Source organism: Geodermatophilus sp. URMC 64 (assembly GCF_053502555.1).
On record NZ_CP199955.1, the window covers coordinates 4283033 to 4305550 of the forward strand.

A 22518-nucleotide genomic window follows, 5' to 3' on the forward strand; every position below is an offset into this window, starting at 1 on the left:
CTCTTCTCCTCAGAGGGTGTAGTCCCGCTGCGTGCGGGCGTACTCGACGAAGTCGGCCAGGGCCTCGGGATCGGCCATGGCGCTGGGGTCGGCGACGGACGCCGCGTCGGCGCCGAGGAGGAGCCGGCGGACCGGGACCTCCATCTTCTTGCCGCTGCGGGTCAGCGGGACGGCGCGGACGGCGATGATCCGGTCCGGCACGTGCCGGGGGCTGTACTCCTGTCGCAGGCTGCGGCGCAGCCGCGCCTCCAACTCCTCGGTGAGTTCCTGCCCCTCGGCCAGGACGACGAACAGCGGCATGAAGAACCCGCCGCCCGGCAGGTCGAGGTTGACCACGAGCGAGGTGAGGACGGCGGGGTCGTCCTCGACCACGCGGTAGATCTCTGCGGTGCCGATCCGCACCCCCTGCCGGTTGAGCACGGCGTCGGAGCGGCCCCGGACGAAGCAGCCGCCGCGCTCGTTGACCTCGAAGAAGTCGCCGTGCCGCCAGACGCCGGGGAACGTCTCGAAGTAGCTGGCACGGTAGCGGGCGCCGTCCTCGTCGCCCCAGAAGAACAGCGGCATCGAGGGCATCGGCTGCGTGATGACCAGCTCCCCCACCTGGCCGACGACCGGCTGCCCGGCGTCGTCCCACGCCTCGGCGGCCACGCCGAGCGAGCGGCCCTGGATCTCCCCGGCCCGCACCGGCAGCGTCGGCACGCCGCCGACCAGGCCGGTGCAGACGTCGGTGCCGCCGGATCCGGTGGCGATCCAGAGGTCGGCCTTGACGTCGCTGTAGAACCACGCGGTGATCGCCGGCGCCACCGGGGAGCCGGCCGGCATGATCGTGTCCAGGGCGGAGAGGTCGAAGCGCTCCCGCGGGACGACCCCGGCCTTCTGCATGAGCTCGACGAACGTGGGGCTGGCTCCGAACAGGCGGGCGCGGGTGTCCTGGGCGACCCGCCAGAGGACGTCGACGTCCGGGTGGCTGGGGTTGCCGTCGTAGAGCACCGGCGCGACCCCGGAGAGCAGGGTGGCGACCAGGAAATTCCACATCATCCAGCCGGTGGTGGTGAAGAAGAACGCCCGGTCGCCGGCGTGCAGGTCCATGTGGAAGGCCTGCGCCTTGAGCTGCTCGAGCAGGATCCCGCCGTGACCGTGCACGATCGCCTTCGGCAGCCCGGTCGTGCCCGAGGAGAACAGCACCCACAGCGGGTGGTCGAAGGGCACCTGCTCGCAGGCGAAGTCGTCGACGTCCGGGCCGGCCTGGATCTGCGCCCACGGCGTCCCGGTGCTCTCCAGGCCGAGGACGGGGACGGCGACGACCTCCCGCAGGCTCGGCAGGCCCGCGACGATCTCGGCCACCTCTGACCGCCGGTCGAACTCGCGCCCGCCGTAGCGGTAGCCGTCGGCGGCGAGCAGCACCGTGGGGGCCAGCTGGCCGAGCCGGTCCAGGGCACCGCGAGCGCCGAAGTCGGGCGAGCAGGCCGCCCACACCGCGCCGACGCTCGCGCTCGCCACCATCGCGACGATGGCTTCGGGCACGTTGGGCAGGTAGGCGACCACGCGGTCACCGGGCCGGACCCCGGCCGCGCGCAGGTGGGCGGCGAACCGGCGGACCTGGCCGGCGAACTCCTCCCACGGCAGCTCGCGCACCGGCGAGGTCTCGTCGACGAACAGCAGCGCGGGCTCCCCTGGGCGCTCCTGCCGCAGCACGTGCTCGGCGAAGTTCAGCCGCGCGCCGGGGAACCACCGCGCGCCCGGCATGGCCCGCTCGGCCAGGACGGCGGTCGGCGGCTCGGAGGCCTGCACGCCGAAGAAGTCCCAGATCGCCGACCAGAACTCCTCCAGCTCGGTGGTGGACCACCGCCACAGCGCCTCGTAGTCGCCGAAGTCGCGCCCGGTGCGCGCGGCGGCGAAGCGCGTGAACTCGGTCAACCGGGTCCGCTCGATCCGCTCGGCCGAGGGCGTCCACAGCAGGTCGCCCTCCCGGACCGCGAGCCCGCTCCCCTGCGACGCCGTCGTCCCCATGGCCGGAAACCCTGACTCCCGGCGGGTGTGATCGGCAACACTCTTCGGCCGAGATTTCACTGTGCGAAAAGCGGCATCCCGCGAGTAGGGCCTAACGACTCCGTCCCACTTTGGGGACTCTCCAACCCCCCAACGCGGCTCATAGCGTCTCCGCCCATCGAGCGCAACCCCATCCCGCGCGGGGTGCGCCGATCCGACACTGCACCGCCACTGCGGAGGAATCATGCCTAGGTATCTGATTGCGGCAGGCGCGTTCGCCGCCCTGCTGGGAAGCGCGACGGCCGCGCACGCCCACGACGATCCATCCGACCGGAACGACATCGGCGCCCGGGTCGTCGCGGACCACCTGGACAACCCGCGCCAGCTCGCCTGGGCGGGGGACACCCTCCTGGTGGCCGAGGCGGGCTCGGGCGGCGACGACTGCGCAGCCGCGTCGCCCGGTACCGCCACCGCGCCGACCACCGCCGGGTCCGACGACGGCACCGCCGACCAGGGCAGCGGCGACGTGGCCACGGCTCCCGACTCCGGCTCCACGCCGGAGCAGACCGCAGCGGCGGACCAGTCCTGCAGTGGGGACACCGGTGCGGTCACCGCGATCCGCGACGGTGGCCGAGGTTCCGACCGAGGCGCCGAGGAGGTCGTCACCGGCCTGTTCTCCGTCGCCGGAACGGACGGCGCCGAGGCGACCGGCCCCGGGGGCGTCGCGGCCACCGAGTCCGGCGCCCTGATCATCGCCCAGGGCGCCCCTGCGACCGACCCGCTCGCCGCCGATTCCGGCACCCCGGGGACGGATACGGCGGGGCAGCTGCTGGTCAGCGCCGACGGCGTCACCGTCCCGTGGGTGGACCTCGCCGCCCAGTCGACCACCAGCACGTCGGACGACGGCACCGCTGACCAGGGCAGCGGCGACGTCCTCACCACACCCACGGACGGCACCGCGTCGGACGACGGCACCGCCGACCAGGGCAACGGCGACGTCACCACCACGCCCACCGACGGCACCACGCCCACCGACGGCACCGCGCCCACCGACAGCACCACGTCGGACGACGGCACCGCCGACCAGGGCAACGGCGACGTCACCACCACGCCCACCGACGGCACCGCGCCCACCGACGGCACCGTGCCCAGCTACGGCGCCGCGCCCAGCGGTACGTCCGAGAGCAACCCGACATCCGTCCTCCTCGTCGACCCCACGCCGGGCGAGGAGCCTGGGAGCGACGAGTACGTGCTCGTGACCGACTCCGGCTCCGGGACGGTCTGGAAGGTGACCCCCGACTTCTCCGCGGCCCTGCCGGAGGACTGCGCCGACGGCCGCGTGGCGGCCGAGTGCCTGCCGCCGGCGACGGTGGCGGCCTTCACGCCCTCCGTGGCGGAGGCGGGGCCTGCCGAGTCCACGCCCAGCGCGCTGGCCGAGGACGGCCAGGGCAACGTCTACGTGGCCGACGGCACGTCGCTCGTGCGCTTCGACGAGACCGGCCAGGAGACCGGTCGGTGGAAGGGCCTCGGGGAGGCCAACGGTCTGGCCGTGGACTCCGACGGCCGGTACGCCTACGTCTCGCTGGCCACGGGCGGCAGCGAGGGTCCGGGGGCCGGCACGGGCAGCGTCGTCCGCATCGACCTCGAGCACAGCACCTGGACGGCGGTGGCCGTGCCGGCGCCCGGCGGTGTCACGCTCGGGCACAACGACCGGGTCTTCGTCTCGGCCTACAGCACGTCGCCAGCCGAGGGACGCAGTGATGACCCGGCCACGACCGACGTCGACGAGAGCAGCCCCGGCGGGCAGGTGTGGCGGTTCCGCTTCGACCGCCACGCGGTGGAGTCGCCGCTCCCGGAGGTGCCGACGTCGTCCACCAGTGATGACGGCACGGCCGACCAGGGCAGCGGCGACGTCGGCACCACGACGGACCCGGCGACCACCGGTTCCGACGACGGCACGATCGACCAGGGCACCGGGGACGTCGGCGTCACGACGGACCCGGCGACCACCGGTTCCGACGACGGCACGATCGACCAGGGCACCGGGGACGTCGGCGTCACCACGGACCCGGCGACCACCGGTTCCGACGACGGCACGATCGACCAGGGCAGCGGCGACGCGAGCACGCCCGCCGCGTAACGGGACAGGTGCGGTGCCGCCGGCCACGGGACGGCGGCACCGCACCACCCTCCCGTGGCACGCTCCGGAGGACCCGGTGGGTGCGGCGGCTGTCGGAGGTGGGGCGTGCGCGAGTACCGCGTCAAGCCGATCGACTCCCTGTCGCGCGGCCTGCAGGTGCTGGAGGTGCTGCAGGAGGTGCGCGCCGCGAGCCTGCACGACCTGCATCTCGCGACCGGCATCCCCAAGCCGACGCTGACCCGGATCCTCAAGACCGTCCACCAGCACGGCCTGGTCTGGCAGCGGATGGTCGACGGCGCCTTCCTCCCGAGCCACACCCTGCAGCGGCGGGCCGAGAGCGACGACGACGCGTGGCTGGTGGAGATCGCCTCGCCGGTGCTGGAGGAGCTCTCCTCGCGGGTGCGCTGGCCGTCGGTGCTGTCGGTGCCGCGGCTGGACCACATGGTGACGCTGGAGACCAACAGCTCACGGACGTACTTCGACGGGCTGCCGCCGCGGCCGCACGGGTACCGGGTGAACATGCTCGGGTCGGCGTCCGGGCGGGCCTATCTCTCGTTCTGCCCCGAGCCGGAGCTCGAGGCGGTGCTGGCCCGGCTCCGGCTCAAGGAGGGTCCGGCGTACCGGCTGGCGAGGGACGACGCCGCGGTGCGCAAGCTGGTCGCGACCACGCGGCGGCGCGGCTACGCCGTCCGCGCGCCCGACTTCGGCGGCGACCACGACCGCCCGCGCTCGGAGGTGGACGACGGACGCGAGTCGATCGCGATGCCGATCCGGCTGGGCGACCGGGTCGTCGGTTGCATCAATCTGACCTGGCGGCGGCAGATCATGTCGCTCACCGGGATGGTGCAGCTGCACCTGGCGGACCTGGAGACCGCCGTCCGCACCGTCGAGGAGCGTGCCCGGGCGGCCGGGTTCGCGGCCTGAGCGAGGTCAGTGGACGGGACCGCCGACGTTGATGAGGACGACGCCGGCGACGACCAGCGCCACCCCGACGCCCTGCCACACCGTCAGCGGCTGGCCGAGCAGGGTGACGCCGATGCCGACGACGGCCAGCGTGCCCACCCCCGACCAGATCGCGTACGCGATGCCCACGGACATCGTCTTCACGACGATCGAGAGCAGGAAGAACGAGATCGCGTACCCGGCCAGGACGACGACGCTGGGCAGCAGGACCGTGAAGCCGTTCGTGCGACCGAGCAGCGAGGTGGCCAGCACCTCCGTCGCGATGGCGCAGGCGAGCAGCAGGTAGGCCACCGTCGGAATCCTAGGAACGGCGCCGGCCGTCGACGCTCAGCCGCCGGCCTGCCCGGGGCCGCGGATCCGGTCCAGCGGTTGCTCCCTCCTCGTGCTCGTCCGCCACGCCCAGCCGAAGAAGATCCATGCGAGGGCTGCAGCCACCAGCGTCACCAGGGCGCTGAGCCATTGGAAAGGGTCGAAGCTCTTCTGGGTGAAATCCCAGACGGTCAGGACGAACGTGGCGAGGCTGAGGCAGGTCACCCCGAGCACCACCCGGTTGAGGAACCGGGCCTGCCGCGCCGACATGGCCGTCGTCAGGTGGCCGTAGACGTGTTCGATCGCGGTGAGCTTCGTGTCCATCGCCATGAGCTGCTGCCCGAGTCCCCACACGGTGCTGACCCACTCCCAGACCGCTCTGTCCGGCGCTCCGAGGTGCAGCGGCAACATCTCGACGCCGGCCCGGAACTGCTGGACTTGCTCGAACTCGACCAGCAGCTCGGTCGACCGGGCCTCGAGTGCGTCGAGAGAACAGCGACGCGCCTCCTGACCACCTCTGCTCAGCAGGCCGCCGAGGTTCCGATCCATGTCGATGGCCGCCGCCCACGCGGCCGACTGGGTCGCGAGCACGCGCCCGACCGCGTCGGCCAACTCCGGCTCCGTCGCCGTCGACACGGTGCACGCCGCGGTGCCCAGCCGCACCGCGTCCTGCGGCCAGTCACCGCGCGGCTGGAGGCAGTCGCCTCGCTCGCTCAATTCGCAGGCCACGGTATCGAGCGCCGCGCCGTCGGATCCCCGGTCGGCCTGCACCACGAAGTACGCCTGGACCCACAGCGACGTCCATGGCGCACCTGCCGCCGCGGGACACCCCTCAGCGAAGAGGCGCTCGGTGGCGCTCAGGAGACCGGACTTCTCGCTCGTTCCCATCACGCTGTCCCGGATCTCCGCCCACGTCACCTGCCCGCAGTCCACCAGCCGGTAGATCAACGCAACCATGCCGACCTCCGCGGTCCAGGTCTCGACCGTGCCGCCGACCGGCTCCCACCGGCCGCGGCCGAGCGGCAGGGCCGGGAGCAGGCCCGGGGCGAGATCGTCACTGCTGAGGCGATGCGGCAGGAACTCGCGGAGCGTCTCGTTGACGTGCTCGGAGTACCCCCACAGCCGGAGATGGTCGAGAAGTCCCCGGAACGGCTGGAGTCCGGGGGTCGGGCCGTCCTGCGCGTGCGTGGCGTCGTCGAGAGCGGGCTCCTGCCGTTCCGTCCTCACCGGCGGTGAATCGGCAGGACGGTCCTCTCGGAGCAACGGCACGAACACGACCACGGAGACCGCGCAGTCGCGGGGCGCGAGAACCGCCGACGGCGTCAGCACGGCAGCGTTGCTACTCATGGCGGAACGGTCCCAGGGTCGCCTGGCGCGGTCCACCAGTCGGCGAGCGCATCGTTTTCCCCGCCGGCGGTATGTAGCTCCCATGCCGCCGACCGTTGTCTTCGACCTCGACAAGGTGCTGCTCGGCGGCGACGCGTCGACGCTGTTCCTGCACGGCCGGCTGCGCCGGGCCCCGGTCCGCCTGCTGCCGCTGCTGCTCGCCGCGCCGCTGCTCCTGCCGGGCTCCGCGGTGCCGCAGCTGCGCCCGCTGGCCGCACGGGCGATGACCCGGCTGGCGGTCGGCGGCCGCGCGGAGTCCGACGTCGAGGCGGTCGCCGAGGCCTACGGCGAGGCCCTCATCGGAAAGCCCGAGGCCGCGGTCGCCGACGCGATCGCCTGCGTGCGCCGGCATCAGGCCGAGGGCGACCGGGTCGTCGTCGCCACCGGCTGCGAGGAGGTGCTGGCCCGCGGGTTCCTGCGCGCCATCGGGCTCGGCGAGCTCGACGTCGTCGGGTCGACCGGCTCGGTGCGCCCGCCGCGGGTGCGCCGGGCGATGGGCGAGGAGAAGGTGCGGATGCTCACCGAGCGCGGCTATCCCCCGCCGTGGCGCGCCGTGTACAGCGACAGCACCTCCGACGTGCCGCTGTTCGCCGGCACGCCACGCCCGGTGCTGGTGAACGCCGGCGAGAAGGACGCCCGGAAGGTCGAGCGGCTCCTCGGCCGGCGTCCCGAGACGGTCACCTGGCGCTGAGGGTCAGGACCCGGCCAGCACCTCGTCCAGCTGCTCGTAGCCCTCGATGACGCCGGTCTCCATGCCGGTCGCGACGAAGGCGTCCCGGTCCTCGAACGAGTCGACCAGCGAGGTGGCGACCAGCCGGGTGCGGCCGTCGCCGAGGTCCTCGAAGGCGATCTTCTCCAGCGCGACCCCGTCGGGCATGCCCTCGAAGGTGAACGTCTGCACGATGAGCTCGTTCGGCCGCAGCTCGTGGAAGGTGCCGCGGAAGCGGTACTCCTCGTCGCCCCGCCGGTGGACGAAGCGGTACTCGCCCCCGGTCCGGGCGTCCCAGGTCTCGACCGTCATCTGCAGGTCGCGGGGGCCGTTCCAGCGGACGACCAGCTCCGGGTCGACGTGTGCGCGGTAGACCTTCTCCGGAGGCGCATCGAACTCGCGGGTGATGCGCACGAGCGGGACCTTCTGGTCGACCTCGATCTGCGTCTCGTGCGTGCGGGCGGCGGTCATGACGGTGCTCCTCTCTCGGGTGGTGCGCTGGTGGTCTCCTCGTCCGGCAGGGCGGCGAGGACGTCGTCGAGGCGGCGGTAGCGCTCCTCGGCCTCGCGGCGGTAGCGCTCGATCCACTTGGTCATCAGGTCGAACACCTCCGCCTCGAGGTGCACGGGGCGGCGCTGGGCCTCCCGGCTGCGGCTGACCAGTCCGGCGTCCTCGAGCACCTTGAGGTGCTTGGAGACCGCCTGGACGGTGACGTCGTAGGGCGCGGCGAGCTCGTTGACCGTGGCGTCGCCGGAGGCCAGCCGGGCGACCATGTCGCGCCGGATCGGATCGGCGAGCGCCGAGAACACCCGGGACAGCGGATCGGCCATTCCGGTCTCCTTTCTCAACCGCTCGGTTGAAAATGACCGTAGACCTCCGCCACCGCTTCGTCAACCGTTCGGTTGAAGACGATCGCGGGCTACGTTGCGCCGGTGACCGCACCCCGTCCGCCGTCCGCCCTCGACCGGCTGGCCGACCGGTTCGTCGACGAGTACGCCGCCGCGCAGCCGACGGTGGCCACCTACATCGGCGTCCCCGGCCACGAGGACCGCTGGCCGGACCTCTCCCCCGACGGGCACGCGGCCGTCGCCGAGCTGCTGCGCCGCACCCGGGCGGAGATCGCGACGGTGACGCCGGTCGACCGGCGGGACGACGTCGCCCGGGCCGCGATGCTGGAGCGGCTCGGCGCGGAGCTGGACCGCTACGAGGCGGGGCTGGCGCAGTCGGAGCTCAACAGCTCGATCAGCCCTCTGCAGCAGTTCCGGATGATGTTCGACCTGATGCCCACCGACACCGCCGAGCAGTGGGCGACGATCGGCCGCCGCCTGGCCGCCCTCCCCGCGGCTCTGGCCGGCTACGCCACGGGGCTCGAGACCGCCGCCGCCGGCGGGCACGCCCCGGCCGCGCGCCAGGTCCGGCTGGCCGCCGGCCTGGCCCGGCACTGGGCCGGCACGCCCGACCGGCCGGGCGTCTTCGCCGAGCTGGTCGCGGGCGCACCGGACGGCGACGCGCTGCGGAGGGACCTGGACCGCGCCGCCGGCGAGGCGGCCGCGGCGCTGCGCACCTTCGCCGACCGCCTGGAGCGCGACCTGCTGCCGCGCGCGCCCGAGCGCGACGCCGCGGGCCGGGAGCGCTACGCCGTCGAGTCGCGCTGGTTCACCGGCGTGGACCTCGACCTCGAGGAGACCTACGCGTGGGGCTGGGAGGAACTGGCCCGCATCGTGGCGGAGAAGGAGGCGGTCGCCGAGCTGATCGCGCCGGGCCAGGGGGTCGCCGGCGCGATGGCGGCGCTCGACGCGGACCCCACCCGGCTGGTGCGCGGCCGCCCGGCCCTGCAGGCGTGGCTGCAGGAGACCGCCGACCGCGCGCTGGACGCCCTGCACGGCGTGCACTTCGACATCCCCGAGCCGGTGCGGCGGATCGAGGGACGGGTCATCGGCGCCTCCGGCCTGGGCGTCTACTACAGCGGCCCGACCGAGGACTTCAGCCGGCCGGGCCGGATGTGGTGGTCGCTGCCCGACGGCGTCGACGGCATGACGACCTGGCGGGAGACGACGACGGTGTACCACGAGGGCGCGCCCGGCCATCACCTGCAGATCGGGCAGACCGTCGCCAACGCGGCCGCGCTCAACCGCTGGCAGCGGCTGCTGGTCGACTGTTCCGCCCACGGCGAGGGCTGGGCGCTCTACGCCGAGCGGCTCATGGACGAGCTGGGCTTCCTCGAGGACCCCGGCGACCGCCTGGGCATGCTCGACGCGCAGGAGCTGCGGGCGGCCCGCGTCGTCCTCGACATCGGGGTGCACCTCGATCTGCCGATCAAGCCGGCCGCCGGCTTCGGTCCGCGGTGGACCTACGCGGTGGCGGCGGCGTTCCTGCGGCGGCACGTGTCGATGGACGACGCCATGCGCACCGACGAGCTGCACCGCTACCTGGGCTGGCCCGGGCAGGCGCCGTCCTACAAGGTCGGCGAGCGCGTGTTCCTCACCGGCCGTGAGGAGGCGCGGGCGCGGGCGGGCGCGGCCTTCGACCTCAAGGCGTGGCACCGGGCGGTGCTCGACCTCGGTCCGCTCGGCCTGGGGCCGCTGCGCGACGAGCTGGCGCGGCTGTAGCGGACGTGGAGGATCGACCCGTGGACGAGCCCCAGCCCGTGGACCTCGCGGACCTGGCCGGGGACCTGCTGGCGCAGGCCGCGACGACGAGCGCCCGGCGCGCCGCGCGCACCTTCGCGCACCCGGCCGGCGGCCTGCGCCAGACCGTGATCGCGCTCCTGGGCGGCACCGAGCTCAGCGAGCACGAGAGCCCCGGCCCGGCAACCCTGCAACTGCTGCGGGGACGAGCGCGGCTGGTCGCCGGGGACCGGGAGATCGCCCTGACCGCCGGAGCGCTCGTGCCGGTCCCGTCGGCGCGGCACAGCCTGCATGCCGACGAGGACACCGTCGCCGTGCTCACGATCGCCGTCGCGGAGCAGGCCTCCGCCGAGTAGGAAAGGCCGCGTGCGAGCCATCTCCTATCGCCGCGCCGGCGGCACCGACGTCCTCGAGTTGGTCGACCGCCCCGAGCCGGAGCCGGGCCCGGGCGAGGTGCGGGTCCGCGTCGCCTTCTCCGGGGTCAACCCGACCGACTGGAAGTCACGCACCAACACCGAGCCGGGGCCGGACGGGCAGATCCCGAACCAGGACGGCAGCGGCACCGTCGAGGCGGTCGGCGAGGGCGTCGACCCGGTGCTCGTCGGTGAGCGGGTGTGGATCTGGGAGGCGGCCTGGCAGCGCCCGTGGGGGACGGCGGCCGAGTGCACCGTCGTCCCGGCCCGGCACGTCGTCCTGCTGGGGCCCGGCCCGTCCTTCGAGCTCGGCGCCGCGCTCGGGATCCCGTTCCTCACCGCGCACCGCTGCCTGACCGTCGCCGAGTCGCTGCCCGACCGGCTCGGCCCGGGCGCGCTGACCGGCCACACCGTGCTGGTGCAGGGCGGCGCGGGCGCGGTCGGCAACGCCGCGATCCAGCTGGCCCGCTGGGCGGACGCCACGGTGATCGCCACGGTGAGCAGCGCGCGCAAGGCCCAGCTCGCCGCGGCCGCCGGGGCCACGCACGTCGTCGACTACCGGCAGCAGGACGTCGCCGCCGAGGTGCGCAAGATCGCGCGGAAGGGCGTCGCCGCCGTGGTCGAGGTGGCCGCGGCGCAGAACGCCGCGGTCGACGCCCAGGTGCTCGCCCCGCACGGCGCCGTCGCGATCTACGCCGGGACCGGGGACGAGACGGCGACCATCCCGATCCGGCCCCAGATGCAGGCCAACGCCCGCTGGCAGTTCGTGTTCGTCTACACCGAGCCGGAGCGCGCCAAGGCGATCGGCGTCGAGGACGTCAACGCCGCCGTGCTCGACGGCGCCGTCCGGGTGGGCGAGGAGGCCGGCCTGCCGCTGCACGTCTACCCGCTGGAGCAGACCGCCGAGGCGCACCGGGCCGTCCAGGACGGCGTCGTCGGCAAGGTCATGATCGACGTCACCGCGTGAGCGGAGGAGATCCGTGCGCGTCACGCGCACGGATCTCCTCCGCTACAACCCCAGCGAGCGGGCGATGAGCATCCGCTGCACCTCGCTGGTGCCCTCGCCGATTTCGAGGATCTTGGCGTCGCGGTAGAAGCGGCCGACCGGGAACTCGTTCATGAACCCGTAGCCCCCGTGCACCTGGGTGGCCCAGCGGGCGTTCTCCATGGCGATCTCGGAGCTGTAGAGCTTGGCGACGGCGGCCTCGTGCTTGAACGGCTCGCCGCGCAGCATCTTCTCCGCGGCGCGGTAGTACGCCAGCCGCGCGGTGGAGGCCCGCACCTCCATGTCGGCGATCATGAACTGGATCGCCTGGTTCTTCCCGATGACCTGGCCGAACGCCTCCCGCTGGCCGGCGTACTTCACCGACTCGTCGACGCAGCCCTGCGCCAGCCCGGTGGCCAGCGCCGAGATGGCGATCCGCCCCTCGTCGAGGATGGAGAGGAACTGCGCGTAGCCGCGCCCCCGCTCCCCCACCAGGTTCTCCTCGGGCACCCGGCAGTCGGCGAACGACAGCTCCCGGGTGTCGGAGGCGTTCCAGCCGACCTTCGAGTACCGCTGGCCGACCGTGAAGCCGGGGGTGCCGCTCGGCACGAGGATCGCCGAGATCTCCTTGCCGCCGTCGGGCCGGGTGCCGGTGACCGCCGTGACGGTGACCAGCTCGGTCAGCTCGGTGCCGGAGTTGGTGATGAACGCCTTCGACCCGTTGATCACCCACTGGCCGTCCTCGAGCCGGGCCGTTGTCTTCGTCGCGCCGGCGTCGGAGCCGCCGCCGGGCTCGGTCAGGCCGAACGCGCCGAGCGCCTCACCGGCGCACAGCCGCGGCAGCCAGCGCTGCTTCTGCTCCTCGGTGCCGAACCGGTAGATCGGCATCGCGCCGAGCGACACCCCGGCCTCCAGCGTGATCGCGATCGAGGAGTCGACGCGGGCCAGCTCCTCCAGGGCCACGCAGAGGTGGAAGTAGTCGCCGCCCGAGCCGCCGTACTCCTCGGGGAAGGGCAGCCCGAACAGGCCGAGCTCGCCCATCTGCCGCACGATCGCGGCCGGGAACTCGTCGCGCTCGTAGAACTCGCCGATCTGCGGGGCGACCACTTCCAGGGCGAACTCCCGGACGGTCTTGCGCAGCGCCTCGGTCTCCTCGTCGAGCCGGTAGTCCAGCATCGGGTCACTCCCCCACTGAATCGTCGGCAGTAGCCGCCGGGGTCACCACGGCCACCTGCTCGTCCAGCCGGACCTGCTGGCCGGCGGTCACGGAGAGCGCAGCGACCGTCCCGTCGACCGGGGCGGTCAGCACGTGCTCCATCTTCATCGCCTCGACGACGAGCAGCGGGGTCCCCGCGCTCACCTCGTCGCCGACGGACACCTGCACCACGGTCACCGTGCCCGGCATGGGCGAGGTGACGACGCCGCCGCCTCCGGCCCCCTCGGCCGCGGAGTGCAGCCGCTCGTGCTCGCGCAGCGCGGTCACGGCCCCCTCGGCGGCCAGCCACAGCGTGCCGCCGGTGTGCACGACAGCGAAGCGGTGCGTCACGCCGCCCAGGGTCACGGTCAGCCGGTCGCCGTCCCGGTGCGCCGAGGCGGCCAGCGGGACGCCGTCGCCCACGCAGACCTGCGCGTCGGCGGCCCGGCCGCGCACCCGCACGGTCACCGGCTCGCCGCCGGCCGCCTGCAGCCGCCGGACGGTCCACGCGGGCTCGCCGAGACGCCAGCCGTCGGGCACGTCCCACGGGTCGACCACCGGGCCCGCGGGCTCGGCCTCGAACAGCTCGAACAGCGCGGCCGCCGCGTACACCGCCGCGGCCGGCGGGGCGACCACGGTGAGCGCCTCGCCGCGGCGCTCGATGAGCCCGGTGTCCAGCCGCCCGGCGACCACGTCGGGATCGGCGAGCAGCGCCCGCAGGAACGGGGTGTTGGTGGTGATCCCGAGGACGGCGGTGTGCCCGAGCGCGCCGACGAGGCGGGCACGGGCGGTGTCGCGGTCCCGGCCCCACGCGATGACCTTGGCCAGCATCGGGTCGTAGTCGGTGCCGACGACGCTGCCGACGGCCAGCGAGCTGTCCACGCGGATGCCGGCGCCGTCCGGTTCGGCCAGGCCGAGGACGGTGCCCGCCTGGGGCAGGAAGCCGCGGGAGGGGTCCTCGGCGTAGACCCGCGCCTCGATGGCGTGCCCGTCGAGGACGACGTCGCTCTGCTCGATCGGCAGCGGTTCGCCGGCCGCGATGCGCACTTGCAGCTCGACCAGGTCCAGGCCGGTGACGCACTCGGTGACCGGGTGCTCGACCTGCAGCCGGGTGTTCATCTCGAGGAAGAAGAAGTCGCTCGGCCGGTCGGCGTCCACGATGAACTCCACCGTGCCGGCGCCGGTGTAGCCGACCGCTCTCGCCGCCTCGACGGCGGCGGTGCCCATGGCCGCGCGCATCGCCGGGTCGAGCAGCGGCGAGGGGGCCTCCTCGATCACCTTCTGGTGTCGGCGCTGCAGGCTGCACTCCCGCTCGCCGAGGTGGATCACGTTCCCGTGGGTGTCGCCGAGGACCTGCACCTCGATGTGCCGGGAGTTGCCGACGTAGCGCTCGACGAGCAGCGTGTCGTCGCCGAAGGAGCCCCGCGCCTCGCGGCGGGCGGCGGCGATCGCGTCGCGCAGCTCGTCCTCGCCGCGCACCACCCGCATGCCCTTGCCGCCGCCGCCCGCGGACGGCTTGAGCAGCACCGGGAAGCCGGCCTCGACCGCCGCGGCGGCGACCTCGTCGTCGTCCATGCCCGGCTCGGTGCGCCCCGGGACCACCGGGACGCCGGCGGCGCTGACCGTCTGCTTGGCGCGGATCTTGTCGCCCATCGCCTCGATCGCGGCGACCGGCGGGCCGATGAAGGTGATGCCGGCCTTCTCGCAGGCCCGGGCGAACTCGACGTTCTCCGACAGGAAGCCGTAGCCCGGATGGATCGCCTGCGCGCCGGTGCGGGCCGCGGCGTCGAGCACCCGCTCGATCGACAGGTAGCTCTCCCCCGCCGGCGCCGGCCCGATGGGGACGGCGACGTCGGCGACGCGGGTGTGCAGCGCGCCGGCGTCCGCCGCGCTGTAGACGGCGACCGAGCGGATGCCCATCGCCCGCAGGGTGCGGATCACCCGGACGGCGATCTCGCCGCGGTTGGCGACCAGGACGGTGTCGAACATCGAGGAGGTCCTCACATCCGGAAGACGCCGTAGCCGAGCTCGCCGAGCGGCGCGTTGGCGCACGCCGAGAGGGCGAGACCGAGCACGGTGCGGGTCTGCGCGGGGTCGATGACGCCGTCGTCCCACAGTCGGGCGGTGGCGTAGTAGGGGTGGCCCTGGTGCTCGTACTGCTCGCGGATCGGCGCCTTGAACGCCTCCTCGTCCTCGGCCGGCCACTGCTCGCCGCGCGCCTCGAAGCCGTCGCGACGGACCTGCGCGAGCACGCTGGCCGCCTGCTCGCCGCCCATCACCGAGATGCGGGCGTTGGGCCAGGTGAACAGGAACCGCGGCGAGTACGCCCGGCCGCACATCGAGTAGTTGCCGGCGCCGAACGAGCCGCCGATCACCACGGTCAGCTTCGGCACCCGGGCGCAGGCCACGGCGGTGACCATCTTGGCGCCGTGCTTGGCGATGCCGCCGGCCTCGTAGTCGCGGCCGACCATGAACCCGGAGATGTTCTGCAGGAACAGCAGCGGGATGGACCGCCGGTCGCACAGCTCGATGAAGTGCGCGCCCTTGAGCGCCGACTCGCTGAACAGCACGCCGTTGTTGGCGATGATGCCGACCGGGTGGCCGTGCAGCCGGGCGAAGCCGGTCACCAGCGTCTGCCCGTACAGCGGCTTGAACTCGGCGAACCGGCTGCCGTCGACCAGCCGGGCGATCACGTCCCGGACGTCGTACGGGGTGCGCGAGTCCGGCGGGACCACCTCGTAGATCGACTCCGGGTCGAACAACGGCTCCTCGGCCGGCTCGACGTCCCACGGGCGGGGGGCACGCGGGCCCAGCGTCCCGACGATCTGGCGGACCAGCTGCAGCGCGTGGGCGTCGTCCTCGGCCAGGTGGTCGGTGACCCCGCTGACCCTGCTGTGCAGGTCGCCGCCGCCGAGTTCCTCGGCGGTGACGACCTCGCCGGTCGCCGCCTTCACCAGCGGCGGGCCGCCCAGGAAGATCGTGCCCTGCTCCCGGACGATGACCGCCTCGTCGCTCATCGCCGGCACGTACGCCCCGCCGGCGGTGCAGGACCCCAGCACGGCGGCGATCTGCGGGATGCCGGCCTTCGACATGGTCGCCTGGTTGTAGAAGATCCGGCCGAAGTGCTCGCGGTCGGGGAAGACGTCGTCCTGCATGGGCAGGAACGCGCCGCCGGAGTCGACCAGGTAGATGCACGGCAGCCGGTTGTGCAGGGCCACCTCCTGCGCGCGCAGGTGCTTCTTCACCGTCATCGGGTAGTAGGTGCCGCCCTTGACGGTGGCGTCGTTGGCCACGACGACGCACTCGCGGCCGGAGACGCGGCCGACGCCGGTGATGATCCCGGCGGAGGGGGCGTCGCCGTCGTAGAGGCCGTGCGCGGCCAGCGGGGAGAGCTCGAGGAACCGGCTGCCCGGATCGAGCAGGGAGTCGACCCGCTCCCGGGGCAGCAGCTTGCCGCGCTCGACGTGCCGCTGCCGCGCCCGCTCCCCGCCACCCTCGGCGACGCGGTGCAGCTGCCCGACCAGGTCGGCGACCAGCTCCCGGTGCGCGGCGGCGTTGCGCGAGGCGGCGTCGAGGTCGGGCGAGGCGGGTCGGGGAAGCACCGGTGCATCCACGGCGCCCAGGTTAACGGTCGTTCACCACACGGTCTAGAGGGAGGATGGCGTTTTGTTAACGGCGGTTCACGATCGGCTAGCATGCGGCGCATGGGCGAGAGCGTCAGGGACGCCGCGCTGCACGCCGACGCGGACAACCCGTCGCGCCGCGAGCAGATCCTGCGCGCGGCCGCCCAGCTGTTCGCCGAGCGCGGCTCCCGGTCGGTGGGGGTCGACGACATCGGCGCGGCCGTGGGGGTCACCGGTCCCGCGATCTACCGGCACTTCGCCGGCAAGGACGCGATGCTCGCCGAGATGCTGCTGCGGATCAGCCAGCGGCTGCTGGCCGGCGGCAGCCAGTGCGTGGCCGCGGCGGGCGCCGACCCGGAGGCGCAGCTGCGCGCGCTGATCGAGTTCCAGGTCGACTTCGCCCTCGACAACCCGGCGCTGATCACCGTGCAGGACCGCGACCTGGGCTCGCTGCCCGACGCCGACGCCGCCGAGGTGCGCCGGCTGCAGCGCCGCTACGTCGAGGTCTGGGTGACCGTCCTGGCCCGGCTGCACCCGGCGGCGGACGCGGCGACCTGCCGCGCCCGCGCGCACGCCGTCTTCGGGCTGATCAACTCCACCCCGCACAGCGCCGGCCGGCTGGGCCGCCCCGCGATGGCGGCGTTGCTCACCGAGATGGCCTGGTCCGCCGCGACGTCCTCGTAGCGGCCGAAGTGGCCACTTCGGCCCCTCAGGCGGAGGGCGGGTCGGGGAGCTCGAGGACCAGGCCGCTGCTGGCCGCGGTGTTGAGCGCCGTCGGGTCGCCGCCGGCCTCGGGCACCGCCCAGGAGCTCTCGACGATGGTCACCGTCGACGCGCTCACCGCGCTGGCGTACTCCGCATCGCGCAGCCCGTCCGGCGCCCCCTCGTAGGTGACGCCGTCGCGCAGCAGGTCGTTGACGTTGCCGGTGCCGGTGGTGTCGGCCAGGGCCCGCAGCCTGCGCGCCGCCTCGCTGTCCGGCATCCGCACGTGCGACACCGCGAGCACGACCGGCAGACCGCCGACCTCCGCCGAGTACAGCCCCCGGGAGAGGCCGACGCAGTCGGTCGTCCCGAAGGACGCGCCGACGTCGCCGTACCCGTGGCCGACGCAGGTGTCGTCCACGTCCACGGCCTCCAGCGTGTAGGTCACGCCGCCGACGGTCTGGACGGCGCCGGCCTGCGGACCGGCGGGGGTGCTCTGCGCGGCGGGGCGGGACGTGCCGGCGGGATCGCCGCCGCCGTCGCCGTCGCCGCCGAGCAGCAGCGCGCCGCCGAGCGCGACCAGGACGACGACCAGCACCGCGGCACCGATGAGCAGCGCCGTGCGGCGGCGGGACCCCGGGTCCTCGGCGGGTCGGGGGCCCGCGGGGACGGCGGGCGGCGGCACCGGCGGCAGCGCCGGGGCAGCGGGCGCGTTCTCCGGCACGCCGCCGGCGAACAGGCCGCCGATGCCGCCGGTCTCGTCGACGGGCGGCTCGGGCGGCGCGCCCACGGCGATGGTGTCGCGGAAGGGGACGCCGGCGTACGGGTCGCGGGAGCCCGCCGGGGGCGTGAACGCCGGCGTGGTGGCCGTGACCGACATCGGCGGAGCGGGCGGCGCGGCCGGCGGAGCCTGGGGTACGGCCGCCTGGGTCGGAGGCGCCGCGGCCTGGGCGGACGTCTGCGCGGCCACCGCCGCGGCGATCGGCGACGGCGCCTCGGCCGGCGTGGGCTGCGGCGGGATCGACTGCGGCGGGATCGGCTGCGGCGGCATCGGCTGCGGCGGCGCGGGAGCCGGGGCGGGCTGCGCGGCACCGGCGGCCGCGGCCACCGCGGCGGCCACCGGCGACGGAGCCGGCGGCGCGGTCGAGGCGGCGGTCATCGAGGCGGGCGCCAGCAGCTCCGGCCGGCGCAGCACGTACGGCGAGTACGGGAACCCCTCGCCGTTGAGTTCCTCGACGGTGGGTCCGCGGCCCTCCAGGCCGAGCGCCTCGAGCGCCGCCCGGACGTCGGCGGTGGTCCACAGCCGCGGGTTGTCGACGCCGGAGTAGCGGCCGGCCCGCGCGATGCCGAGCAGCAGCGACCGCGGCTCGAGCAGCGCGACCTGGTCGCCCTCGCCGAGGTCGCCGTCCTCCGGGACGAGGCCGGAGAGCTCGCCGACAAGCACGGTGAGCCGGGCGATCCGCCCGGGCTCCAGGCCGGCGCGACGCAGCCGCATGGCGGCCTCCATGCCGGCGCGCATGAGCCCGTCGAGCGGGGTCGAGCCCCCGCCGGCGAGCTGCAGCACGTCGCCGGGCCCGGCGCCGGGCCCGATCGTCCAGGCGCCGTCCGGGCGGGCGGTGACCACGCCGCTCTGGCGGACGACCTCGACGATGCGGACGACGGCCAGCCCCTCCGGGACCAGCAGGACGGCGTCGGAGAGCCGACGGTCGAGCGCGCCGTCGGTGAACGGCAGCGACGCCACGACCGCGGCGCGCACCGCGCCGCCGGTGTCCCAGCGGGCCAGTTCGGCGAAGAGCGCTCGCTCCCCCGCCGTCTGCAACGGCGTCGGGGTGAGTGCCAGCACGTGGTCCTCCGGCAGGTCGGGTCTGGGTGAGGGCGGCGGGTGCACGGGCACCGGGCCGCCGCGCCCGGATCGCGGGGGTCGACCCTCGCCAGGCGTCCGTGTGCCCTCGACGTTACGTCATGTGACGGGTCGGTCCCGCCCTACACGCCGGAGGCGCCCGCTGCGATCGGCTCGACCTCGGCGGTCCGCTCGGACTCCACCGGCTGCTTCCAGCGCTCGAGCCAGGCACTGCCGGCGACGAGGTCGACGGCCGTCCAGAGGACGCCGAAGCCGACCGCGACCGGGATCGCCGACCACCAGTTCCACGGCGGCAGCAGGTCCAGCGCCTCCTGGCCCGCGCCTGCGGCGTACACGACGCCGGTCACGAGCGGGCCGGCCAGCCAGCCCGGCACCCGGGCCAGGACGGCGAGGTCGATCAGCACCGCGCCGACGAGCAGCACGAACGGGACCGTCGAGGGCGGGAACCCGCCGCCGACCAGCGCCAGCCAGGCGATGCAGCGGTAGGCGAGGTAGGCGCCGGCGAGGATCGTCGCCGTCCAGCGCAGGCCGACCACCTTGCGGGCCACCACCAGGGTGAGCAGGCCGGCGAGGACCAGCCAGGTCGGGTGCACCCAGGACGGCACCGGCAGCATGAACGTCGTCGGCGTCTGGCCCTGCGAGACGGCGAAGTCCAGCAGCGAGGGCTCGGCCGTGGTGTGCCCGGCCAGGTAGTCGCGCAGCGAGAGGACGCCGTACTCCTGGTGCTGGTTGGGGAAGAGCACGTTCTCCAGGAAGAACAGCCACAGTCCCAGCGAGATCAGGTTCCGGGTGCGACCCGGCTGCGCGTAGAGCCACCAGCCGCGGATGGCGCCGGCGAGCATGACCGCCGTCCCCAGGTAGAGGACGGCGTGCGTCGCGCTCCAGCTGGTGATGTCCAGGCCGTAGAGCCGGTGGTTGATGATGTCCAGCGGGATGGCGATGAGGAACAGCGCGATCCCCCACTGCATGAGCCGCAGCGCCCGCCGGTCGACCGCGTAGCCGCTGTAGCTGTGCGCCACGACCAGGGCGATGACGACCGCCGTGCCCACTGAGTTGAGCAGGTGCGGCGGGGCGAGGTCGTCGCGCAGCCACTTGAAGTGCCAGGAGACGTCCCAGGACGAGCCGAGCATCTTCAGCAGGAAGGCAACCAGCCAGCCGGTGTACATCCAGCGCAGCTCGGTCTGGCTCACCGGTCGCCCGGGCCGGCCCGGCGTCATGTACGCCAGCCACAGCCAGCGCACCGTCGCGATCGGATGCGCCAGCGCCCGGCCGAGGGAGCCGGGCGCCGGCGGGACCACGCGCGCGGTCGCGGCAGCTGCGGATGGTGCGGGCACGGCGGAACTCCCCAGGCCTGGAAACGAGATGCCGCCGACCCTAGCGTCGGATCGGTCCGATTCGGAGACTCTCGAGTCGCGCGGCGGCGGCTGATGCGCTAGGGGCGCGCCCCCGGGGCGGCCGGGACACCCGATGCGTACTGTCGGAGCACGTGGCGGAGAGCGCGGGACACCTGGTCTGGATCGACTGCGAGATGACCGGTCTGGATCTGACCAGGGACAAGCTGATCGAGGTGGCCGTCCTCGTCACCGACTCCGAGCTCAACGCGCTGGACCCGGGTCTGGACCTGGTCATCTCCGCGCCCGGCGACGAACTGGATGCGATGACCACGGTCGTGGCCGACATGCACGCCAAGTCCGGGCTCACGGACGCCGTCCGCGCGTCGACCCTGAGCCTCGCCGAGGCCGAGCAGCAGCTGCTGGCCTACATCAAGCAGTTCGTGCCCGAGCGGCGCAGCGCCCCGCTGTGCGGCAACTCGATCGGCACCGACCGCGGCTTCCTCTCCCGGGACATGCCCGAGCTCGACGACCACCTGCACTACCGGATGGTCGACGTCTCCTCCCTCAAGGAGCTGGCCCGCCGCTGGTTCCCGCGGGTCTACTTCGCCCAGCCGCCCAAGGGCCTGGCGCACCGGGCGCTGGCCGACATCATCGAGTCGGTCCGCGAGCTGGCGTACTACCGCAAGACGCTGTTCGTCCCCGTGCCCGGACCGAGCAGCGACCAGGCGCAGGGCGCCGCCGCCGAGGTGATCGACTCGTACGCGGACCTGCTCGCCGCGGGTGATGCCGGCGCCGACAGGACGGCCGCGTCGGAGGGCTGAACGGCTCCGGTATCGTTGTCCCGGTTCCCCGCACGGCCGACGGCCGGACGGCGGACACGGTGGGTGTAGCTCAGCTGGTAGAGCACCAGGTTGTGATCCTGGGTGTCGCGGGTTCGAGCCCCGTCACTCACCCCACGGAGAGAGGCCCTGGTCAGTTCGCTGACCAGGGCCTCTCGCCTTCTCGAGCGCGGTCCAGCGCGCCTCCGACCGGCGGCGCGCTCCGCCTCTGCAGCGAGGTCTCCAGGGCCTATAGCGGGTGGCGGTCGGAGATCGCCGCCCGGTTGGAGCTCCAGGTGAGCAGCCGTTCGATCGGGCCGCGGCCGGCCAGCAGCCGCCAGGCGACGGCGAAGACGACCGCACCGGCGATGTAGAGCAGCCACACGGCGCCTCCGTAGGTGCCGTCGGGGGGGAACATCCGCAGGACCACGATGTGCGCTGCGTACACCGTCAGCGCCATCGCCCCCACCGCCGCGAGCGGGAAGGCCAGGCGGGGCAGCGCGTCAGCGGCCAGCAGGCACACGGCGATGACGGCGGCCGCGAAGCCGGCCGAGGCCAGCAGCCAGGACGGCGTGCCGCTGTGCGGCTGCGCCCCGGCCAGCCACGCCCAGTCCCACTGCCCGACGCTCTCCTCGTCCCACCCCGGCATGCGGCCGAAGGCGTCGGTGGGCTCGGGGAACGCCCGGCCACCTGCGAGGAGCTCGGTGCTCAGCCACCCCAGTGCGTAGCCCACGACCGCGGTCGCCGCGCCGGCCGCCAGCAGGACAGCACGGGTCCGGCGCGCGGTCAGATCGAGCCGGCCCAGCGCCAGGCCGACCAGGACGAACACCGACCACCACAGGGCGGGGTAGGCGCCGGTGAACGCCAGAGAGGCGAACGCCTCCTCGGAGTCGGAGGCGATCACCACCTGCGACAGCAGCAGCGACGCCGGTGGGGCGAGCAGGGCGAGACCCCCGGCCAGCAGCAGCAAGCGGCGCGGCGACCACCGCAGGAACGGCACCGCGAGCACGAACAGCACCGCGTAGACGCCGAGGATGACCAGCACCGACCCGCCCAGCAGCTCGAGCAGGCCGCCGATGACGAACACCCACGCGGCGCGGACGAGGATCCGCATCCGGGCGCGGCGCAGGTCGTCGCCGGAGGCCGGCCGGACGCCGCCGGACAGGAGAGCGATGGACACCCCGGCCAGCACCGCGAAGAGGGCCGCGGAGCGGCCGTAGACCAGCGCCTGCCAGGTCGACGGCGACCACGACAGGTTCTCGGTCAGATCCAGGTGTGCACCCATCATCCCGACCACGGCCAGGCCGCGGGCCAGGTCCAGCCCGACGATGCGCGCCGTCCCACCCGAGCCCGGCAGGATCGCCCGGGCACGCAGCGCCTCGACCGGCCGAGCAGCCGGTGCCGGAGCGGACACCTCAGCGGAAGGCATGGGCCGACGATGCCTCGGAACAGGTCCGGTTCACA

The 22518-nt window shown here is 74.0% G+C and carries 19 protein-coding genes and 1 tRNA gene; 9 read left to right on the forward strand and 11 right to left on the reverse strand.

What is annotated here, in order from left to right; genetic code table 11:
* Window positions 1-9: 9 nt before the first annotated feature.
* On the reverse strand, window positions 10-2010 hold the full coding sequence (locus ACWIYF_RS20830) for an acetoacetate--CoA ligase (RefSeq protein ID WP_448624729.1): 2001 nt from the start codon (window positions 2008-2010) through the stop codon (window positions 10-12).
* A gap of 223 nt (window positions 2011-2233) precedes the next feature.
* Between ACWIYF_RS20830 and ACWIYF_RS20835 the strand changes: the two genes are divergently transcribed.
* Together ACWIYF_RS20835 and ACWIYF_RS20840 are read left to right on the forward strand one after the other, a co-directional pair.
* Entirely contained in the window at window positions 2234-4129 is a 1896-nt protein-coding gene (locus ACWIYF_RS20835) for a hypothetical protein (RefSeq protein WP_448624730.1), read from the forward strand.
* Window positions 4130-4234: 105 nt separating this feature from the next.
* Window positions 4235-5053: a helix-turn-helix domain-containing protein gene (locus tag ACWIYF_RS20840; RefSeq protein ID WP_448624731.1), complete on the forward strand. Its 819-nt coding sequence runs from the start codon at window positions 4235-4237 to the stop codon at window positions 5051-5053.
* A 6-nt stretch (window positions 5054-5059) separates the two neighbouring features.
* Here the strand turns inward: ACWIYF_RS20840 and ACWIYF_RS20845 are convergent, their stop codons facing one another.
* Together ACWIYF_RS20845 and ACWIYF_RS20850 are read right to left on the reverse strand one after the other, a co-directional pair.
* Window positions 5060-5383 carry a DMT family transporter gene (locus tag ACWIYF_RS20845; protein ID WP_448624732.1) on the reverse strand — a complete coding sequence of 108 codons (324 nt, stop codon included), beginning with the start codon at window positions 5381-5383 and terminating at the stop codon, window positions 5060-5062.
* 36 nt (window positions 5384-5419) lie between these two features.
* Window positions 5420-6730 (reverse strand): hypothetical protein, encoded by a 1311-nt coding sequence (locus ACWIYF_RS20850; protein WP_448624733.1) that lies wholly within the window; start codon window positions 6728-6730, stop codon window positions 5420-5422.
* Between the two features lie 100 nt (window positions 6731-6830).
* Here ACWIYF_RS20850 and ACWIYF_RS20855 point away from each other — a divergent pair, with 100 nt between their 5' ends.
* Complete coding sequence (locus tag ACWIYF_RS20855; RefSeq protein WP_448624734.1) at window positions 6831-7478, forward strand: haloacid dehalogenase-like hydrolase; 648 nt, start codon at window positions 6831-6833, stop codon at window positions 7476-7478.
* A gap of 3 nt (window positions 7479-7481) precedes the next feature.
* Here the strand turns inward: ACWIYF_RS20855 and ACWIYF_RS20860 are convergent, their stop codons facing one another.
* Together ACWIYF_RS20860 and ACWIYF_RS20865 are read right to left on the reverse strand one after the other, a co-directional pair.
* Window positions 7482-7967 (reverse strand): SRPBCC family protein, encoded by a 486-nt coding sequence (locus ACWIYF_RS20860; protein ID WP_448624735.1) that lies wholly within the window; start codon window positions 7965-7967, stop codon window positions 7482-7484.
* Window positions 7964-8326: an ArsR/SmtB family transcription factor gene (locus ACWIYF_RS20865; RefSeq protein ID WP_448624736.1), complete on the reverse strand. Its 363-nt coding sequence runs from the start codon at window positions 8324-8326 to the stop codon at window positions 7964-7966. Before ACWIYF_RS20865 ends, ACWIYF_RS20860 begins: the two co-directional genes overlap by 4 nt.
* Window positions 8327-8428: 102 nt before the next feature.
* Between ACWIYF_RS20865 and ACWIYF_RS20870 the strand changes: the two genes are divergently transcribed.
* From ACWIYF_RS20870 to ACWIYF_RS20880, 3 genes are read left to right on the forward strand one after another with little or no spacing between them, the layout of a single operon-like run.
* Window positions 8429-10105 carry a DUF885 domain-containing protein gene (locus ACWIYF_RS20870; RefSeq protein WP_448624737.1) on the forward strand — a complete coding sequence of 559 codons (1677 nt, stop codon included), beginning with the start codon at window positions 8429-8431 and terminating at the stop codon, window positions 10103-10105.
* A gap of 20 nt (window positions 10106-10125) precedes the next feature.
* Window positions 10126-10479 carry a LuxR family transcriptional regulator gene (locus tag ACWIYF_RS20875; protein WP_448624738.1) on the forward strand — a complete coding sequence of 118 codons (354 nt, stop codon included), beginning with the start codon at window positions 10126-10128 and terminating at the stop codon, window positions 10477-10479.
* A gap of 10 nt (window positions 10480-10489) precedes the next feature.
* Window positions 10490-11503 carry an NADPH:quinone reductase gene (locus ACWIYF_RS20880; RefSeq protein ID WP_448624739.1) on the forward strand — a complete coding sequence of 338 codons (1014 nt, stop codon included), beginning with the start codon at window positions 10490-10492 and terminating at the stop codon, window positions 11501-11503.
* A gap of 42 nt (window positions 11504-11545) precedes the next feature.
* Here the strand turns inward: ACWIYF_RS20880 and ACWIYF_RS20885 are convergent, their stop codons facing one another.
* Genes ACWIYF_RS20885 through ACWIYF_RS20895 form a run of 3 tightly spaced genes read right to left on the reverse strand, consistent with a single transcriptional unit; the run spans window position 11546 to window position 16330 of the window.
* Window positions 11546-12697 (reverse strand): acyl-CoA dehydrogenase family protein, encoded by a 1152-nt coding sequence (locus ACWIYF_RS20885; RefSeq protein ID WP_448624740.1) that lies wholly within the window; start codon window positions 12695-12697, stop codon window positions 11546-11548.
* 4 nt (window positions 12698-12701) lie between these two features.
* Window positions 12702-14705, reverse strand: coding sequence for an ATP-binding protein (locus tag ACWIYF_RS20890; RefSeq protein ID WP_448624741.1), 2004 nt, complete (start codon window positions 14703-14705; stop codon window positions 12702-12704).
* Window positions 14706-14716: 11 nt separating this feature from the next.
* Complete coding sequence (locus ACWIYF_RS20895) at window positions 14717-16330, reverse strand: carboxyl transferase domain-containing protein (RefSeq protein ID WP_448624742.1); 1614 nt, start codon at window positions 16328-16330, stop codon at window positions 14717-14719.
* 90 nt (window positions 16331-16420) lie between these two features.
* On the opposite strand from ACWIYF_RS20895, the gene ACWIYF_RS20900 reads away from it, so the two are divergent.
* The gene (locus tag ACWIYF_RS20900) at window positions 16421-17023 is read left to right on the forward strand and encodes an SACE_7040 family transcriptional regulator (protein ID WP_448624743.1); all 603 of its coding nucleotides are present in this window, start codon (window positions 16421-16423) and stop codon (window positions 17021-17023) included.
* Window positions 17024-17048: 25 nt separating this feature from the next.
* On the opposite strand, the gene ACWIYF_RS20905 is transcribed toward ACWIYF_RS20900, so the two are convergent.
* Complete coding sequence (locus ACWIYF_RS20905; RefSeq protein ID WP_448624744.1) at window positions 17049-18884, reverse strand: hypothetical protein; 1836 nt, start codon at window positions 18882-18884, stop codon at window positions 17049-17051.
* A 140-nt stretch (window positions 18885-19024) separates the two neighbouring features.
* On the reverse strand, window positions 19025-20236 hold the full coding sequence (locus tag ACWIYF_RS20910) for a hypothetical protein (RefSeq protein WP_448624745.1): 1212 nt from the start codon (window positions 20234-20236) through the stop codon (window positions 19025-19027).
* A 152-nt stretch (window positions 20237-20388) separates the two neighbouring features.
* Between ACWIYF_RS20910 and orn the strand changes: the two genes are divergently transcribed.
* A complete protein-coding gene (gene orn / locus ACWIYF_RS20915; protein WP_448624746.1) occupies window positions 20389-21057 on the forward strand; it encodes an oligoribonuclease in 669 nt (222 codons plus the stop codon).
* 59 nt (window positions 21058-21116) lie between these two features.
* A tRNA-His gene (locus ACWIYF_RS20920) sits at window positions 21117-21192 on the forward strand.
* A 112-nt stretch (window positions 21193-21304) separates the two neighbouring features.
* Here the strand turns inward: ACWIYF_RS20920 and ACWIYF_RS20925 are convergent.
* Window positions 21305-22483, reverse strand: a complete 1179-nt coding sequence (locus ACWIYF_RS20925) for a heparan-alpha-glucosaminide N-acetyltransferase domain-containing protein (protein ID WP_448624747.1) — start codon at window positions 22481-22483, stop codon at window positions 21305-21307.
* Between the last annotated feature and the right edge of the window lie 35 nt (window positions 22484-22518).

What these genes read in the sequence shown, in the direction of transcription:
- ACWIYF_RS20830 (WP_448624729.1), bottom strand. Translation starts at nt 2,010, where the DNA reads ATGGGGACGACGGCGTCGCAGGGGAGCGGGCTCGCGGTCCGGGAGGGC.
- ACWIYF_RS20835 (WP_448624730.1), top strand. Translation starts at nt 2,234, where the DNA reads ATGCCTAGGTATCTGATTGCGGCAGGCGCGTTCGCCGCCCTGCTGGGA.
- ACWIYF_RS20855 (WP_448624734.1), top strand. Translation starts at nt 6,831, where the DNA reads ATGCCGCCGACCGTTGTCTTCGACCTCGACAAGGTGCTGCTCGGCGGC.
- ACWIYF_RS20860 (WP_448624735.1), bottom strand. Translation starts at nt 7,967, where the DNA reads ATGACCGCCGCCCGCACGCACGAGACGCAGATCGAGGTCGACCAGAAG.
- ACWIYF_RS20865 (WP_448624736.1), bottom strand. Translation starts at nt 8,326, where the DNA reads ATGGCCGATCCGCTGTCCCGGGTGTTCTCGGCGCTCGCCGATCCGATC.
- ACWIYF_RS20885 (WP_448624740.1), bottom strand. Translation starts at nt 12,697, where the DNA reads ATGCTGGACTACCGGCTCGACGAGGAGACCGAGGCGCTGCGCAAGACC.
- ACWIYF_RS20890 (WP_448624741.1), bottom strand. Translation starts at nt 14,705, where the DNA reads ATGTTCGACACCGTCCTGGTCGCCAACCGCGGCGAGATCGCCGTCCGG.
- ACWIYF_RS20900 (WP_448624743.1), top strand. Translation starts at nt 16,421, where the DNA reads ATGGGCGAGAGCGTCAGGGACGCCGCGCTGCACGCCGACGCGGACAAC.
- ACWIYF_RS20925 (WP_448624747.1), bottom strand. Translation starts at nt 22,483, where the DNA reads ATGCCTTCCGCTGAGGTGTCCGCTCCGGCACCGGCTGCTCGGCCGGTC.